At 41.0% G+C, this 16,866-nt stretch carries 11 protein-coding genes and 1 CRISPR repeat array (1 of these 12 only partly in view); of the genes, 2 read left to right on the top strand and 9 right to left on the bottom strand.

Annotation, left to right across the window (positions count from 1 at the left end):
• A CRISPR array of direct repeats spans positions 1 to 3,065; the repeat unit is 37 nt; unit sequence ATTGCAATTTCACTAACTCCCTATTAGGGATTGAAAC (it extends 469 nt beyond the left edge of the window).
• Between the two features lie 49 nt (positions 3,066 to 3,114).
• The 7 genes from VB693_RS18605 to VB693_RS18575 form a co-directional block, all read right to left on the bottom strand.
• Complete coding sequence (locus tag VB693_RS18605; protein ID WP_416233402.1) at positions 3,115 to 3,930, bottom strand: Tab2/Atab2 family RNA-binding protein; 816 nt, start codon at positions 3,928 to 3,930, stop codon at positions 3,115 to 3,117.
• Between the two features lie 15 nt (positions 3,931 to 3,945).
• A complete protein-coding gene (gene fghA / locus VB693_RS18600) occupies positions 3,946 to 4,800 on the bottom strand; it encodes an S-formylglutathione hydrolase (RefSeq protein WP_323267546.1) in 855 nt (284 codons plus the stop codon).
• 17 nt (positions 4,801 to 4,817) lie between these two features.
• Positions 4,818 to 6,995 carry a polysaccharide biosynthesis tyrosine autokinase gene (locus VB693_RS18595; RefSeq protein WP_323267545.1) on the bottom strand — a complete coding sequence of 726 codons (2,178 nt, stop codon included), beginning with the start codon at positions 6,993 to 6,995 and terminating at the stop codon, positions 4,818 to 4,820.
• Between the two features lie 168 nt (positions 6,996 to 7,163).
• Entirely contained in the window at positions 7,164 to 8,516 is a 1,353-nt protein-coding gene (locus tag VB693_RS18590; protein WP_323267544.1) for a polysaccharide biosynthesis/export family protein, read from the bottom strand.
• 38 nt (positions 8,517 to 8,554) lie between these two features.
• Positions 8,555 to 9,286, bottom strand: a complete 732-nt coding sequence (locus VB693_RS18585) for a cyanoexosortase B system-associated protein (protein WP_323267543.1) — start codon at positions 9,284 to 9,286, stop codon at positions 8,555 to 8,557.
• Between the two features lie 175 nt (positions 9,287 to 9,461).
• The gene (gene crtB / locus VB693_RS18580) at positions 9,462 to 10,355 is read right to left on the bottom strand and encodes a cyanoexosortase B (protein ID WP_323267542.1); all 894 of its coding nucleotides are present in this window, start codon (positions 10,353 to 10,355) and stop codon (positions 9,462 to 9,464) included.
• A gap of 110 nt (positions 10,356 to 10,465) precedes the next feature.
• Positions 10,466 to 11,638: a DegT/DnrJ/EryC1/StrS aminotransferase family protein gene (locus VB693_RS18575; protein WP_323267541.1), complete on the bottom strand. Its 1,173-nt coding sequence runs from the start codon at positions 11,636 to 11,638 to the stop codon at positions 10,466 to 10,468.
• Positions 11,639 to 12,448: 810 nt separating this feature from the next.
• On the opposite strand from VB693_RS18575, the gene VB693_RS18570 reads away from it, so the two are divergent.
• Both VB693_RS18570 and VB693_RS18565 read left to right on the top strand, forming a co-directional pair.
• Positions 12,449 to 14,005 carry a GAF domain-containing protein gene (locus tag VB693_RS18570; RefSeq protein WP_190704113.1) on the top strand — a complete coding sequence of 519 codons (1,557 nt, stop codon included), beginning with the start codon at positions 12,449 to 12,451 and terminating at the stop codon, positions 14,003 to 14,005.
• Positions 14,006 to 14,308: 303 nt separating this feature from the next.
• On the top strand, positions 14,309 to 15,736 hold the full coding sequence (locus tag VB693_RS18565; protein WP_323267540.1) for an IctB family putative bicarbonate transporter: 1,428 nt from the start codon (positions 14,309 to 14,311) through the stop codon (positions 15,734 to 15,736).
• Between the two features lie 95 nt (positions 15,737 to 15,831).
• Here VB693_RS18565 and VB693_RS18560 read toward each other — a convergent pair whose 3' ends face one another.
• Both VB693_RS18560 and smpB read right to left on the bottom strand, forming a co-directional pair.
• Positions 15,832 to 16,113, bottom strand: a complete 282-nt coding sequence (locus VB693_RS18560) for a WGxxGxxG family protein (protein WP_323267539.1) — start codon at positions 16,111 to 16,113, stop codon at positions 15,832 to 15,834.
• Positions 16,114 to 16,245: 132 nt separating this feature from the next.
• Entirely contained in the window at positions 16,246 to 16,713 is a 468-nt protein-coding gene (gene smpB, locus VB693_RS18555; protein WP_190704069.1) for an SsrA-binding protein SmpB, read from the bottom strand.
• Positions 16,714 to 16,866: the final 153 nt, after the last annotated feature.

Genomic DNA, 16,866 nt, shown 5'->3' with positions numbered 1-16,866 from the left:
GATTGAAACAACAAGCAACTAACGCCTACTGCTGAGAGAGTGCAATTGCAATTTCACTAACTCCCTATTAGGGATTGAAACCTTGAGTAAATCTATATAGATAAAATTTATCTGCATTATTGCAATTTCACTAACTCCCTATTAGGGATTGAAACCTATTCCTTCTTTTTGATAGCATCTTAAATTCTGATTGCAATTTCACTAACTCCCTATTAGGGATTGAAACAACAGTTCCCATCGTTCTTTATATATAACCTGTGAATTGCAATTTCACTAACTCCCTATTAGGGATTGAAACAAGCTCGTCTCTGACATGGCTGAGGAAGATCCAGAATTGCAATTTCACTAACTCCCTATTAGGGATTGAAACTACTTAATGATGAAGAAGTAACAGTTTTTAAAGCTGATTGCAATTTCACTAACTCCCTATTAGGGATTGAAACAGGCTGTATTGTGTGAGGCAATTTACCAATGATATTGCAATTTCACTAACTCCCTATTAGGGATTGAAACCAAGCTGAAACCTTGGTGGCTGCTGCTAACGCTGACATTGGAATTGCAATTTCACTAACTCCCTATTAGGGATTGAAACTTAGGTGCGTTTAATAGATTCCAAAACTCAGTTCCTATTGCAATTTCACTAACTCCCTATTAGGGATTGAAACTCTACGCCCCAGACTCAAACTACCCAATGAATGGCGCATTGCAATTTCACTAACTCCCTATTAGGGATTGAAACACTGACTCAACTACCGATTCCACAGAAGGTTATAATTGCAATTTCACTAACTCCCTATTAGGGATTGAAACCCGAACTTGATAGATAGATAAGAGAAGCTTATAGGATTGCAATTTCACTAACTCCCTATTAGGGATTGAAACGCAGAAATCAGCAGCAGTGGGGAGAAACCATCAGCATTGCAATTTCACTAACTCCCTATTAGGGATTGAAACTGAACTCCCCGATTGGTGGCTAGAAACTTTGGATAATTGCAATTTCACTAACTCCCTATTAGGGATTGAAACTTTCGATTTGGAATGAGCGATCGCTGGACTTAGCGAGAATTGCAATTTCACTAACTCCCTATTAGGGATTGAAACATCAAGATGCAACTCCCCAAATTGGAGTTCAAACATCGATTGCAATTTCACTAACTCCCTATTAGGGATTGAAACTCTGATGAGGCGATGTGTATATTGAATGTGAACATATTGCAATTTCACTAACTCCCTATTAGGGATTGAAACAAATAGATCATGTTGGAGAAATGTAAAAACCTTGATTGCAATTTCACTAACTCCCTATTAGGGATTGAAACAGAATTTTCCAATTCATGGGGGTAAAAAAATGCATTGCAATTTCACTAACTCCCTATTAGGGATTGAAACTTCGTTGAACTTCTCAGACCAGATATAGCCACCTTCAGATTGCAATTTCACTAACTCCCTATTAGGGATTGAAACAGAGCCATCAACTACCTGAATATCACAGCCACTAGGTACATTGCAATTTCACTAACTCCCTATTAGGGATTGAAACTTCTGGTGGACTGGCTTCATACCCTACATTAAAGATTGCAATTTCACTAACTCCCTATTAGGGATTGAAACTTGTGATGATCAATTACAGTTACTTTCTTTGTAACATTGCAATTTCACTAACTCCCTATTAGGGATTGAAACATCTGGCTGGATGCTGATTATTTGCCGCCAATCATTGCAATTTCACTAACTCCCTATTAGGGATTGAAACCACGGCTGCACCACCTCTATCAATCCTTGCCAGAATTGCAATTTCACTAACTCCCTATTAGGGATTGAAACTCATTGTTCATTCTACTCTTCTATTTTGTTTGTCTATCATTGCAATTTCACTAACTCCCTATTAGGGATTGAAACGTGTAATTTTTCGAGTGTTCGACTCTGATTGTTTATTGCAATTTCACTAACTCCCTATTAGGGATTGAAACGATTGTACTGCCTCTTTCAAATAGTTAGTATAGATAACATTGCAATTTCACTAACTCCCTATTAGGGATTGAAACGTTAACATCGCCACTTTGTTATCCACAACATCCCTTTTATTGCAATTTCACTAACTCCCTATTAGGGATTGAAACTAGGCATCGCTTGACTAAACCTAGCTAGATAATCATCAGATTGCAATTTCACTAACTCCCTATTAGGGATTGAAACAGATATAACGATTTATAGTAAAGTGACTTTACCATCAATTGCAATTTCACTAACTCCCTATTAGGGATTGAAACACGTCTTCCGCAAAACTAAGCGGAGAAACCTTAAATTGCAATTTCACTAACTCCCTATTAGGGATTGAAACGAATTACAGGCGATGGGTAAGCCTGTGACCCAGAAATTGCAATTTCACTAACTCCCTATTAGGGATTGAAACCTAAACTTATCCTCGGCTAGCCATCCATTATAATTGCAATTTCACTAACTCCCTATTAGGGATTGAAACATTCCTACTCCATAGTCTTTAATAAACTCTCTTGTGAGATTGCAATTTCACTAACTCCCTATTAGGGATTGAAACATTTTATTCCTTTGAATAGAAGTTTAATGGAGCAATTGCAATTTCACTAACTCCCTATTAGGGATTGAAACAGTGTCACCTGGGGCGAGGTAAAGTTGGATGGGTTGGGAATTGCAATTTCACTAACTCCCTATTAGGGATTGAAACTGGACAACTCAACCACCCCCACGTAAACCGAAATTATTGCAATTTCACTAACTCCCTATTAGGGATTGAAACAAATAATAAAGTAACAGAAAGAAACTTTATTGCGCATATTGCAATTTCACTAACTCCCTATTAGGGATTGAAACCATACCTCGCCCTAGCCCTACACAATCGGATTGGCATTGCAATTTCACTAACTCCCTATTAGGGATTGAAACAAGATGTCTTTCTCCACACCCACATAATGCAAGTTATTGCAATTTCACTAACTCCCTATTAGGGATTGAAACATTTGTTGGGTGTACTGCGGTTAACTCTAGAACCATTGCAATTTCACTAACTCCCTATTAGGGATTGAAACCAGAGTATCTGTCTACCAAGTCGCTTTGAGCATCGGATTGCAATTTCATCTAATCCTTATTAGGGATGGACGCTTCAACTTGTAACAACCAAAAACCACTGTAGGTCATCCCAGAATCATCAGGTTGGACTATTAAAAAATGCAACCCTCGGCTGTGCTGTTTGCGCTGTTCATAAACTTTTGCCGCCGCCGCTACTTCTAAATCATCAAAAGTAACCAAAATCCATCTATCTACTAAACCAGCTTCTAAAACTAAACCATCTGGCGCACCGGCAATATAGTTGAGTGATACAGGATGGGCTGATTGTATCCATTGTGCCAGACGAAGCGATCGCCTGCCGCCAAAAATTACCACACCAGGAACGGCTACAGTTGATGCTAAACCCAGATTAATCGGTTGCAGAGATTCTGGTACAGATAAAATCGGTATGGGGCGATCGCTAAATAAATCCACAATATCACCAGCCGGAATTGTTGCAAACCGCCACTCTTCCCCCCAGAGGTTTTCCGGTAATGGTACAGGGGGTGGCTTATCTATAGCTAGGGGATATTGCTTTTCTTGCAACCATTGTTTCAAAGCCAAGGTTTGGCGGTGAGGCTTGACATTGATCCCTAAATTCCGCCCAGCCACCTCAATTAAACTCAAAGACTGGGGACGAAACACCTGGATAACATCTGGCAGTTTTTCACCAGCCGCTTCCTCAATTTGGGCAGTTAACCAACTGGCGTTAGCTTCTGACTGGGGACAAGTAGCTGTATACTCAAAACTGCGAGTTGCATCACAAATCAACAACTCCCATAAAGTGTGTCCTGCGGTATCTTTGTGAGGACTACGATAAAAATCAGCTTGCCAAACCAGACTCATGATTTGCTCTTTTCCTTAATCTGGAATTAAACCAAAAGCGATCGCATGATGGCGAATATGATCCTCTACAAAACTAGCAATGAAATAATAACTGTGGTCATAGCCTGCTTGATACCGTAAGTTTAGAGGCTGGTTAACACTTTTACAAGCCTGTGCAAATACTTCTGTGAGCAATTGCCCCGTGAGAAATTGATCGGCAGTACCTTGATCAATCAAAATTGAACTGTGATAACCAACTTGCTGCACCAATTCACTAGCATCATAAGCACGCCAACTGTCTTGATTACTACTTAGATAACCATTAAAAGCTTTCTGTCCCCAAGGACAACCCATAGGTGCAACAATCGGTGCAAAGGCTGATACAGATTTATATAAATTGGGATTTCGCATAGCACATACTAACGCCCCATGTCCCCCCATTGAATGACCGAAAATTCCCTGATTCTCCGCTTGCACGGGGAAATTAGCCGCAATGACAGCAGGTAATTCTTGCACGACATAACTATACATTTGATAGTGGGATTTCCACGGTGCTTCAGTCGCATCAACATAAAAACCCGCACCTGTACCAAAATCCCAGTCGTCATCCTCACCCCTGATACCAGTGTTACGGGGGCTGGTATCAGGTGTAACCAACATCAAACCGTACTCAGCTGCATAGCGTTGCGCCCCAGACTTAACCATGAAATTTTCTTCAGTGCAAGTCAAACCAGAGAGAAAGTAGAGAACTGGTACTGGTTTTTGGTTAACTTGCGGTGGCTGATAGACAGCAAAACGCATTTCGCTATTACAGGCTGAAGATTTATGAGAGTAAAAACCGAGTTTGCCCTCAAAATTTTTATACTCAGAGATGAGATGAAGATTATTCATGGATTAGGTACTAAAAATTAAATTTTATTAGCACCTACGGAAATCTCTGTTACTTCATCTGTGATTCCTACTTCTTCCCCAGATAAAGATTCATCTGATGGAGGTAAGACAATACTGATATCAGCACCGTTGATAATCACTCCTACCAGACCCAGTTCAGCTTCTAATAATTGATCAATAGCCTCACCCAACATATTTTCTTGGGTATAGTTTGGCCTTGCTACCAATACTATGCCATCACTGTAGGGTTGGATTAATAGAGGATCATTGGATAAGCTGAGGGAATTAGTATCGAGAATTACGAGATCATAACGTTCCCTGACATCTTCCATCAGTCGCCGCATTTCGCTGGATTCTAAAACAGCAGCAGATTGGCGCACAGGGCCGGGGCTGGGAATAATGTATAGATTTTCAACTTCAGGGACTAAGCGGATACATTCGCTCAGGCTGCCGTAATAACGCAGGGGTTCTAGGGTAGCATCAGGGTCTGGGTTGACTTTCAAAGATAAACAGCGTGAAGGCGATCGCAAATCGGTTTCAATGATTAAAGTTCTTTTGCCAGCACGCGCCGCCGCTACACCCAAGTTATAAGCACTGGTAGTTTTACCTTCCTGACTACTTGTACTCGTAATTAATACGACCTTTAAGTCTCTGCCCCCAAGGCGGCGCAAGTTACTGCGGAACTTTTCATAAAACTCTAAATACAGCGACTCAGAAGATAAAACCACAGGTATTCCTTCTGGTGGCAAATCATCCACAGGCATCAACGGTAATTCTCCCAGCATCGCTACTTCGCGCTGTTTGAGACTGTCGCGGATATCCTCTCTGGTTCTGAAAGTACCTTCTAGAGAACCCAATAAGAAGATTACCCCACCACCCACCAAAAATCCTAAGAACCCACCCACACCCAAAGTTAAGGGTATACTCTTGGGTTTTTTGGCATCAGCTGTAATAGAAGGAAGTCTGGCAACACTAAAACTACTGACTGTTTCTGCCTCAGCAGTTTTGGCATCAGTTAGCTTGGCCTGCATTTGGTCAAAAACTGCTTTTTTGAGTCCCACTTCCTGTTCTAAGCGCGATCGCTCTAGTTGTTTATTAGGTATTTGGGAATACTCCTGACGTAGTTGCAGTTCTTCACGCCTTTGCTGTAATAACTGTTGTTCCAGGGTTTCGCGTTGGGTTTGTAAAGCCACCATCTGGTTTGCTAGCTGTTGTCTTGCCGGATCGAGGTTGCTTTGGGCGCGAATACCCGTCACACTCCCCGCTAGAGGTGCGGCTGTACCATCACCACCTATCACCTCTGCGGCTCGTTGTTGCAGTAATTCCTCTGTGGCTTGTTTTTGACGCTGCAACTGAATCATGGTGGGATGTTCTGGTCGCAGATCCTTCCGCAGCAAAGCTATCTGTGATTCAGTTTGGTAAAGTTGTGTTCGCAAATTGCCCAGAATTGGGTCGGCACTTAAGGCAGAGGAAACGTAAGCTTGACCGACGTTTAAACCTAATTTATCTTGTAAACTGCGAACTTGGGCATCAATCCCCGCAACAGTTTGTTGAATTAAACGCTGTTGATTTTGGCTATTTGTGACAGCACTCAACAGACTACCGTTTTCAGCTGCCAATATAGCAGGACGCTCCCGGCGATCGTAAATCTCTAGCCTCTGTTCAGCTGCTTGCAGTTCTGACCGAGCCTGCGGTATGCGTTCATTAATTTTTTCAATAATTGCTCTTAAACGCCCCGTATTAATATCACTACTCAACTTGACCATCGCTTGCATCAATTCTACCAAGACTTCCTGGGCGCGTTTGGGGTTGCTGTCTCGATACTTGAGTTCAATAATATTAGATTCTAATTGCCCAGTCCGGGCATTTCTCCTGGGTAGCTTCAATGCTACACTTGCACCGACAGTTTTTGGTGAGACATTCATTTTTGTTCCCACACGTTCAATCAACTGGTCAGAGAGTAATACTTCCTCATTGAGTTCTTGACCTTGTTGTTGAATTTCACTACCAGTAGCAGAGAAAGAGACTGGTGGGCGAGAGTAGGTTAATGAGCTGTCTGCTACATAGGTGGGTGGTGGATCGGGTTGGATAGCTACGACTGTTGACCCCGCCACAATTAAACCAAAGCTGGCTAGTCCAATCCATTTGTACTTTTCAAAAGCAATGACGTAACGCTTAATAATTGGTGGGGTCATAACAGAAGCATAGGTAAACAGACAAAGGTGGATAGAATCGGCGATCGCTAGTTGTTATTATAGTTACTGTTATTATTCATGATTGACGATTCATTAGTCACCCCCGTGTTTCATTTTGCTACATTCTTGATTTATCCTTTACAAGTCCATTACCTCAAAAAACATATTTTAATTTCTGCCGCCAAAGTTTTCAAAGAAATTCAGGAACGAACGTACATTGAAAAATGGCTGAGTAATTGTACTAAGAAAGTTGGTAATTCTGCCAATTAGGTTGCGACCAACTACAATCACATCATTATCTTGCAGAGGCACATTTTGGGCGACATCACCACTCATAGCCTTTTTCGCATCTAATGATTGAGTTACAGCTTTCCCTCGTTCCGGGTCAAAGCGTACTAAAGCAATATCTCGCAGGTTAGCAGTATCAAGATTGATCCCACCCAAGGCATCGATAAACGTACTACCATTTGGCAGGGCTTGCGTCACTATTCCCCCAGCCGCGTAATTTAAAACTCGGATTCTAATTTGCGGTATAGCCAAGGAGGAACGAGATACTAAAGTACGGTCATAACCGTCATCTGTGCCGATTTCTCGGCGTGGGACAATAATAGCATCGCCATCTTGCAGACGTAAGTTAGGTAGTGAACCATCATTTTGCAGTGTCCCATACAGGTCAATATTTTGTGAAATGGTAGAACCATCCATCAACCGACGACGTACTTTCACCTGTCTCAAGTCAGCACCAATGCTAGAACCACCAGCTGTCAGCAAAGCATCAGCCACACGGGGTAAAGCGGCGGAAATATTATAAATACCTGGTCGAAATACTTCCCCACTGATAGTTACCTGCACAGGACGGGGGCTGGCCAGAGATACAACCAGCATTGGATTTACTAAAATACGACCCAAACTCAAACCAATTTTTTCTTTTGCTTCTTCTAAACTTAAACCTTGGATAGAAACCAGGCCAACTTGTGGTACGACAATATTGCCTTCTGGACTAACTTGGGCTTGAAAACTCAAATCTTGACGCTGTGATGTCAAAGATAAAACAACGACGGGGTCAATCACATATTGATTGAGCAAAGAGCGAATTTTTGCTTGGGCTTCTTGTAATGTTAAACCTTGCAGTGGGACTGTTTCTAGGAGGGGAACTATGATGTTACCTTCTGGGTTAATTCCAGCTTGAAAGCTTAAATCTGGAAAGCGTTGCACAATTACACTAATTACGTCTCCTGAACCCAAGCGATAAGGGCCAGGAGGACGTTCAAATGTCACGTTAATAGTATCCCCTGGACCCAACAAGTAGCGGTTAAATTGAGGAGAAATTTCGTTATTCGTGCTAGCTGGTGCAACCTCAGTCTCTGGTGGAGGTGAAGGGAATTTTACTGGTAATTCCCCTTCAGGTGGCAAAGTTTGAGCTAAAACAGGTTGAAAAGTGTTTAAGAAAAGCCCTAATTGAAAACTTACACAACACAGGGCGCTCAATGCACGCATATAAGAACTCGTAAATATTAACATTGCTGGTCTTTAGAATATATTGCCAGAAGTTATGACACTCATTGAGTAGGGTTAAAAACTTCTCCCATTAATGTGGATTGTACTGTTTCCCCAATAGACTCTATTAAAGGCCAAGTAGTTTCCACCTGTCCTAAAGGTTCTATAGGCACAATAATACTGACAGCAACCCAAGGCGCACGATTTTTCTGCCATTGTGCAAATTGATCGGCTAAAAACCAGCGAAACGGTGATGAATATCCACTATTTGGTAAAGCGTACCATTGCAAGACAGCAAAGGTTTCTTGATTTGTGGCGGCGCGAAAGAATATTGCTTCTACCTGAGTTTGGGTATTTTCCCTATGGGGTGATTGTTTGACAATCAACTGAGCTGAACGTTCTTGAGCTATATCCCATTTTCCCCAACGGGACTTTCCCCAACCGCTAATATCTGTCCATTCGATTTCCGGTTGATCCGTTGGGCCATTTTGCGGCAATAACAGCAAGATAGCTTTTTTTTGCGAGCTTTCTTGCTGTATCAGTTGCAATGACCATTTATTTGTACCAATTTGTTGTTCTACTTGTTCAAGAGTTTTCCAACCAGACAAAGTTAAACCCTTGCTACGTATATCTTTTAATAATTTGAGATTGGTAACAGCTGGTGGTTGTTTCCATTGCCATTTTCCTGTTAAGTATCCTGGAACTGCCCCTGTTACTAATAGCAGTAGCAACAGTAACAGCACTGTTAGATAAGTTAAATACTTGTATTTAAAAAATTTAGATAAGGAAATCATCGGTAAAAATTGCTATATTTACGCAAAATTCTACCTGAAAAAATGACCCTGTAGGTTCAGTAAAATTAATGGTTAGTGTCAAGAGGTACTGGGGACTGGGGACTGGATAAAAAAAATAATTAATTCCTAATTCCCAATTCCCCTCATTACTCATTACTCATTACTCATTACTCATTTATCCTTCTGCTTCTAGTTCGATTTCCGGTGGTGCTGACAGATATTGATCTAGCCAATTCAACAGAGGTACTAAGGAAAGTAACATCAGGGCAGAATATAGGTCGCCGCCCCAACTATCATGTAACCATGTAAAAGCAGCTTCCTGACCAGCACCATGAAAGAAGCTCAGTAAGGTGTTACGAATGATATTAGCAATAACACTGATGATAACGGCAATTGATAAAAACCAAACTGTTACCCGACGAGAAGATAAAGCTCCTGTCCAATACAACAACATCAAACTGACGTAAATAGTTGTAAACAGCATTTTTAAGCCTGCACAATAGGGGGCAACTTCGACGATTTTGCCTCCAACATAGATGTTGATGCCATCAACAACTACTTCCATGCCAAACTGATTGAGGATGAAACCTGCTGTCGCGGCAATGAAACTTTGCAGGGGAAATGTATAAGGGGCAATCAGGTAAGGTAATGCGGTGGGAGTTGCGAGGAATACCAGTATTAGGGAAAATCCCTGTAGTCTTAAGCCTGGAAAACCCTTAAACCACAGGCATAATGCTGCCAGTATTATGGGTAAGGAAAGATTTACCCACTCTGTCACACCGCTTAAATAAAACACTGCCGCAATAACTAATAAAGCTACACCCAAAGGATGGGTTTTATTGGGCAGGCGTTGCCACTGTTTTCGGTGTTTCCAACTCAGATAACCTGCGAATGGTAGACCTATCAGACCATGACTGAAATATTCGTGTTCGATGCTAATAGTTTTGTTTAGCCAACCGTCTACCCAGTGGAGTAATACGGGCGCATAGAGCAGCACTATCAGGCTGAAAATTCCTATACTTAGTAGTTGGGTTGTGTTTCTGTTTTTTATTTGTTGTTGAAGTGCCATAATTTTCAGCAATTCAGTTAATACTATCTCAGTGTTTCTGTGTTAATAGAGGCATTCTTTAACCACAGAGGCACTGAGACAAAAAGAAAAATATTGTAACTTTTAATATATTACACTACTTCAGTAGTAGGTGTGGGCTTGGCTGCTACTTCACTAATTACACTGGTAATAGCAGCTACAACCTCTCTGGCTTGGCTAAGGCTCAAACCAGGGTACATCGGTAAGGATAGTATTTGCTGGGCTAGTGTTTCCGCTTGGGGAAAGTCTCCGCTTTGATAGCCGAGGTTGGTAAAGGCTGGTTGGAGATGACAAGGAATTGGATAGTGAATACCAGTTTGAATACCTGCTTTTGTTAGTTCTGTTTGGAGTTGCTGCCGGTCTATGGGGCAATTATTATCAACTTTAATCACATAAAGGTGATAAACATGACCTTCACCACTTTGATTTTGGATAGGGGTAATACCAACAGAGGCTAAGGGTGCTAGTTCTAGATCATATTGTTGGGCAATGCTGAGGCGATCGCTATTCCACTGAGATAAATATGGTAACTTTTCTAGTAAAATAGCTGCTTGCAATGTATCCAAACGGCTGTTTGTACCCATTTCCATGTGAACATATTTTTGGGATGAGCCGTAATTTCTTAACCTGGCAGCTTTTTGGGCTATTTCTGCGTTGCGGGTGAGTATCATTCCCCCATCTCCCAAAGCCCCTAAATTCTTACTGGGATAAAAACTAAAGGCTGCGGCTGTACCTACGCTACCAGCTTGATATCCTTCTCTGTGTGCCAGATGTGCTTGGGCGGCATCTTCAAAGATTAACACTTTGTAGGTATCAGCAAAATCTAATAGCTGTCTAGGTGATACCATTTGACCATACAAATGCACTGGAATAATAGCTTTAGTCCGGGGTGTAATGGCTTTGGCTGCTGCTTCTAAATCAATTAAAGCTGTTTGGCTAGAGCAATCTACAAGAATGGGTGTTGCTCCCGCCTGTAAAACTCCAATCATGGTGGCTACAAAAGTATTGACTGGTAAAATTACCTCATCCCCAGCCCCAATGTTACACGCTTGCAAACCTAACGCGATCGCATCCGTTCCCGATGCTACACCTACTCCATATTCTGCTCCTGAAGCTTGAGCAAATGCTATTTCAAATTCTGCCAGTGATTTTCCTAAAATAAAATCTCCTCGCTCCAATACAGTCTCAATTGCCTGCTGGATTTTATTTTGAATTAACTCATGCTGTAACTTGAGGTCTACAAAAGGAATTATTCTACTACTCATTGATTAGTTAACCTCTCAATTGAAGAAAGCAAAAGGCAGGAGGCAGTTCGCGCCAGCGTTGTCCTCGAATTTCCACCTTTATTGTTAAATTCATGATTTTCTTTATGACTTTAACCTAAATTCAGTAAAAATTATCTGTGATCACAAAATGATATATTTGTGAATTCCCACCACAATCAGTCTAAAAATATCGAGATTAACTTATGCTCAAATAGAAGCTTAATCTGGGATATCAATTATTATTTATAATTGCTACCGTTACTATAAATCTGCAATTCAACGAATCAAATTTCCTGAAAAAACATTTTATTTTACGGGCAAATATAATAGCAGATAATTTTACCTTGATCAGGTATTTATATCCAAATAATTAATATTAACAAAAAAATTTCAGAAAATAAAAATCAGAATATTTGCGGTTTACAGAGTTATATTTATGAGTCATGATGCGTAATTCAGTCTTGATTTCGTATACTTTACAGTGTTAAAAAACCTAACAGAACTGAGTTTTGTCTCATCTGTATATTGATGATCAAAAGACTTGTTTTATTGTTCATTCTTCAGACCACTGTATTGCTAAGGTTAGAATACCCTGATTGCACCATAAATTAACGCTATCTGCTCATTGCAACCTCACGAGAGAAGTAATACACCATTAATTACCGTATTTACAACAGAGGTACAAAATTTTTGTCCCCAACTTGTTTGTCAGCAGCTAAATTGGGGAATGCTTAAGAATAGTAAATCATAACCCAGCAAAAGTGGTTATATAAATTACAGTATCGAGCAATTATTAAGGTAGCAGTGGCAATGGTAGAGCCGAATAACAACTTATTTGTCCTTAAAGATGGTTGGACTTCTCAAGAAACAAGAGAACAACAACGTCTCACAGCATTGTCAGAATTAGGTTTGCGACACCCAGAAACAATACCAGTTTTTGAAGAGGCTACTCAAACAGCTGCTCACTTTTTGGAAGCACCAATTTCTGTTTTAGGATTCATAGATCAAGAACGCCATTGGTTCAAATCGGCTGTGGGCTTATCTAGGCTGGGCTTAATGAACAATTTGGCACAAAGTCGCCAGTTGTTGCGGGGCGAGTCTTTTTGTACTCAGGTTATAGAAAGTTCTCAGACTCTTGTAATTAACGATACACAAAAGCTGACAGATGCCTCACTAGTGGCGAGCAAATTAGTACAAGATTATGGCATCCGTGCTTACTTAGGTGCGCCGCTAATTGATGCTACAGGTAACTGCCTGGGTGCGTTGGCAGTGATGGATCTAGTACCACGTAATTTTACGAATAGAGACATTGAATTTTTACAGATTATAGCTCGTTGGAGCATGAGCGAATTTGAGCGTAATCGACTGCTGATGCTAGGACAAGCCGATAAGTTGAGTTTAAAGAACTCCACTCCTTTGTTACTTAATGAAGAACTGAACACAGTCACAAAAGTCACTTCATCTAGTTTAGACAAAGAAGCTCACGAAACTAAGCAAATCAAACTAGAACTTCTAGCACAACTGACTCAGGAACTACGCACACCCCTAACATCCGTACTAGGGATGACCAGTGTTTTAGGAAGAGAGATTTACGGGCCTTTAACCACTAAACAAAGAGAATATTTAGATATCATCCAACATAGTGGTCGGTACTTACTTTCTCTGGTTAATGAAATTACCGAACTAGGAGCAATGGATAAAAATGCTACTAGCATTAATCTAGTTCCTGTAGATGTGGAAATGCTGTGTCAGCAGGCGATTAATACTTTGGAAGAAGCAGCTAATCGCCGTGAGCAAGATATTCGCCTGTCAATCGAACCAGGACGTGGAAGAATTTGGCCGTTGGACAAAGATAAAGTCCGGCAAATACTATATCATCTGATTTTTAGCGTAATTCAACTTTCTGCCACTGGTAGTATTATTCGTATTCACGTTTCTTACAAAGAAAATACGCTCAATATTACTGTGTGGGCTTCCCATCCCTGGTTAGGAGATGGTATGACTGAGGTTGACCCTTACTTCCGTCTCAATTCATTGACTCTGATGGAGTTGGCTGGTGAAGCCGCGCCTTACAGTATCCATCTCGATAGTCATGAGGAAACTGGGAGCTTGCCCATCACACTAGAAAAGTTGCAAAATCTAGATGGCGATCGCACAAATATTGCGGATGTAGACCCTGAAGAAGTTTTAACTCCAGGACAAAGTAATTTGTCACGAGAAAGCTTAGGACTGTTACTCAGCTGTCAATTGGCAGAATTACATGGTGGACAAATTGCTATTCAAGGTTCGCCACAATCAGGGCATCGTTATGTACTGAGTCTACCACTGCAACTAACTAACTCCCCGGAAACCAGCGATATTTCATAGAAAGTCTTACCTATACCGTTAGTAGCCTGTAATGAAGCATTCAGAGTCAGTATTTAAAATTATGGGGAATTGCTATGAACATCCTCAATCATTTATGAGACTTGAGAATCCTGGTTTTTTACTCAACCAGGGTTCTCAAGTCTCACCAATGATCATAAATTTCAGAGGATTGCTATGGTAGCTATTATTAACAACAGAATTACCAATTACCAATTTGCTATCTGGATTATTACTTTATAATGAGCCGCTATATGATCAAGTCCAAGTGCTAAAAGGGCTTGCTAATTGATCACAGTGGGTTTTATGAATTTAGTCTGGCAAAGGTTTACTTTATCGTATTTACCGCTCAAACAATATCTTTCTACTAGTTATTTACATCGGTTACTAGTTGGATTGTTGTTTCCTTGGCGGCAAACTAGTATTTTACTCCAGTGGGGAGATGTAATTGCTGCGGCTTTACTGAGCTTGGTATATGCACTCGCTCCTTTTGTCTCTAGTACCCTGATAGGAGTATTGCTCTTAGCTTGTGTGGGATTTTGGCTATTGCTGACGTTAACTGATGAACCAACATCAATCAGAACTCCCCTTGCTACTCCTATTCATCTGTTGGTGTTGCTTTACTGGGCAATTGCCATAGTCGCAACAGCATTATCACCTGTACCCAGAGCAGCGTTGAATGATTTAATCACTTTAACGCTGTATTTATTGCTATTTGCCTTGTGTGCTAGGGTGCTGCGATCGCCTCGTTTGCGGTCTTGGATTATTACTATCTACTTACACGTATCACTAATTGTCAGTGTATACGGTTTAAGGCAATGGCGTTTTGGTGCAGTCCAACTAGCTACTTGGGTTGACCCAGCATCTCCTTTATCTAAAACTACTAGGGTTTATAGTTATTTAGGTAATCCTAACTTGTTAGCTGGTTATCTTGTTCCAGCTGTAGTTTTTAGCCTAGTAGCTATTTTTGCTTGGCAAGGATGGATGAAAAAGTCCCTAGCATTAACAATGCTAATTGTTAATACTACTTGCCTAATTTTAACTTTTAGTCGTGGTGGCTGGATTGGGCTATTGGTGGCAGTCTTCGCGGCGATCGCTTTGCTAGTTTATTGGTGGAGTATACAACTACCAGCTTTTTGGCGCACTTGGTCACTACCCATACTCTTAGGAAGCGTGATCGGGTTATTGGTTGTAGCAGTGATATTTGTTGAACCAGTCCGCTTACGGGTTTTCAGCATCTTTGCTGATCGCCAAGATAGCAGCAATAATTTTCGCCGTAATGTTTGGGATGCTGTGTTTGAGATGATCCGCGATCGGCCAATTATCGGCATTGGCCCTGGTCATAACTCTTTTAATAAAATCTATCCGCTTTACCAGCGTCCTCGTTATAGTGCTTTGAGTGCCTATTCCATTTTCTTAGAGGTGGCTGTAGAAACGGGTTTTGTTGGTCTTGGTTGTTTTCTTTGGTTAATCATTGTCACTGTCAATACGGCATTTTTACAATTACGCAGATTACGACAATCCAATAATTTAGAAGGATTTTGGTTAATTGGGGCATTTGCTACTTTGTTAGGGATGCTGGCTCACGGTGCAGTAGACACCATTTGGTTTCGCCCTGAAGTCAATACCCTCTGGTGGCTGATGGTTGCCTTAATTGCCAGCTACTGGACACCTTTAAACCAAAATCAAACTCAAGCAGATAACTCACACCAACCAGAACCAACAGTCAATTAACTTCTTCACAAGACAATAGGCACGGTATTATCAAGACTAGTTCTCCCTACCGTGCCTCTAAATTATTAGTACAACAAAAGAAATAATTGATTATCTCAGTCCCTATAACTAGTAGCCCCAGGAGCATTGGGATCGCGATAACGGGTTGGCTCGTCGTGCTGTTTTCTACCAGCTAACCCAGCTAAACCTAATAAACCAATTAAACCCAACCAACCCCAATCAAAATCATTACGTTCATAATAAGTTGTGGTTCTGGGGACATTATCTACTCTAGGCACAGTATTGACTTGAGCTTGTGCAGGTAGACTTAAAGGCAAAATGGCCGTACTTAAAGTCAGAAGGCTAGCCCCAACAACTGCGGTGAAGTCACGTTTCATGGTAGGATTTCCTCATAAGCTTCTAAAGTTACCCACCACTGTAACGATTCCCGAATTGAACAGAATCAATCTACGGCTATAGAGTAGGTGTTTACTTAACTCACGCTGAAGATATATAGTTCTGTTGCTACTTTAATAATTTTTCATTGCCCGTTGAATATCACGTTGATCTTGGCGGCGTTTGAGGTCTTCTCGCTTATCGTGGAGCTTTTTCCCTTTACCTAGGGCAATACTAATTTTGACCCAGCCCCGTTTCAGGTACATCTTCAAGGGTACTAATGTCAAACCTTGCTGCTCTACTTTACCGATGAGTTTCCGAAGTTCTTGGCGATGTAGTAACAGCTTGCGGGTACGGCGTGGTTCGTGATTAAAATACTGCCCACTAGCGTTGTAAGGAGAAATATGCACGTTAATTAGCCATGCTTCCCCATCACGAAGCAAAGCATAACCATCTTGGAGGTTTACTTTACCCGCACGGATTGACTTAACCTCAGTTCCCGTCAGTTGAATCCCAGCTTCAAAGGTTTCTAGGATTTCATACAAATAGCGGGCTTGCCGATTATCACTGATAACTTTGTAACTTTCGCTCTTATCGCTCATTGAAAATTGTTCTTCCGTTGATTAATTTATCTTAGGGTGATTAATAGGTGAGCATTGTGCTATTCTGTGAAGAATTGCAACATTTACTGCGTTTTTATATTGTCGGGGGTCTTAAATACGTTTAAATTTGTTAATCTTTTTATGGATTTAAGA

This window comes from Anabaena sp. UHCC 0399 (assembly GCF_034931465.1).
GTDB lineage: Bacteria > Cyanobacteriota > Cyanobacteriia > Cyanobacteriales > Nostocaceae > Trichormus > Trichormus minutissimus.
Note: the sequence above shows the minus strand (reverse complement) of the source record. Positions and strands in the feature narration are given on the sequence as shown.

What these genes read in the sequence shown, in the direction of transcription:
- VB693_RS18605 (WP_416233402.1), bottom strand. Translation starts at nt 3,930, where the DNA reads ATGAGTCTGGTTTGGCAAGCTGATTTTTATCGTAGTCCTCACAAAGAT.
- fghA (WP_323267546.1), bottom strand. Translation starts at nt 4,800, where the DNA reads ATGAATAATCTTCATCTCATCTCTGAGTATAAAAATTTTGAGGGCAAA.
- VB693_RS18595 (WP_323267545.1), bottom strand. Translation starts at nt 6,995, where the DNA reads ATGACCCCACCAATTATTAAGCGTTACGTCATTGCTTTTGAAAAGTAC.
- VB693_RS18590 (WP_323267544.1), bottom strand. Translation starts at nt 8,516, where the DNA reads ATGTTAATATTTACGAGTTCTTATATGCGTGCATTGAGCGCCCTGTGT.
- VB693_RS18585 (WP_323267543.1), bottom strand. Translation starts at nt 9,286, where the DNA reads ATGATTTCCTTATCTAAATTTTTTAAATACAAGTATTTAACTTATCTA.
- crtB (WP_323267542.1), bottom strand. Translation starts at nt 10,355, where the DNA reads ATGGCACTTCAACAACAAATAAAAAACAGAAACACAACCCAACTACTA.
- VB693_RS18575 (WP_323267541.1), bottom strand. Translation starts at nt 11,638, where the DNA reads ATGAGTAGTAGAATAATTCCTTTTGTAGACCTCAAGTTACAGCATGAG.
- VB693_RS18570 (WP_190704113.1), top strand. Translation starts at nt 12,449, where the DNA reads ATGGTAGAGCCGAATAACAACTTATTTGTCCTTAAAGATGGTTGGACT.
- VB693_RS18565 (WP_323267540.1), top strand. Translation starts at nt 14,309, where the DNA reads ATGAATTTAGTCTGGCAAAGGTTTACTTTATCGTATTTACCGCTCAAA.
- VB693_RS18560 (WP_323267539.1), bottom strand. Translation starts at nt 16,113, where the DNA reads ATGAAACGTGACTTCACCGCAGTTGTTGGGGCTAGCCTTCTGACTTTA.
- smpB (WP_190704069.1), bottom strand. Translation starts at nt 16,713, where the DNA reads ATGAGCGATAAGAGCGAAAGTTACAAAGTTATCAGTGATAATCGGCAA.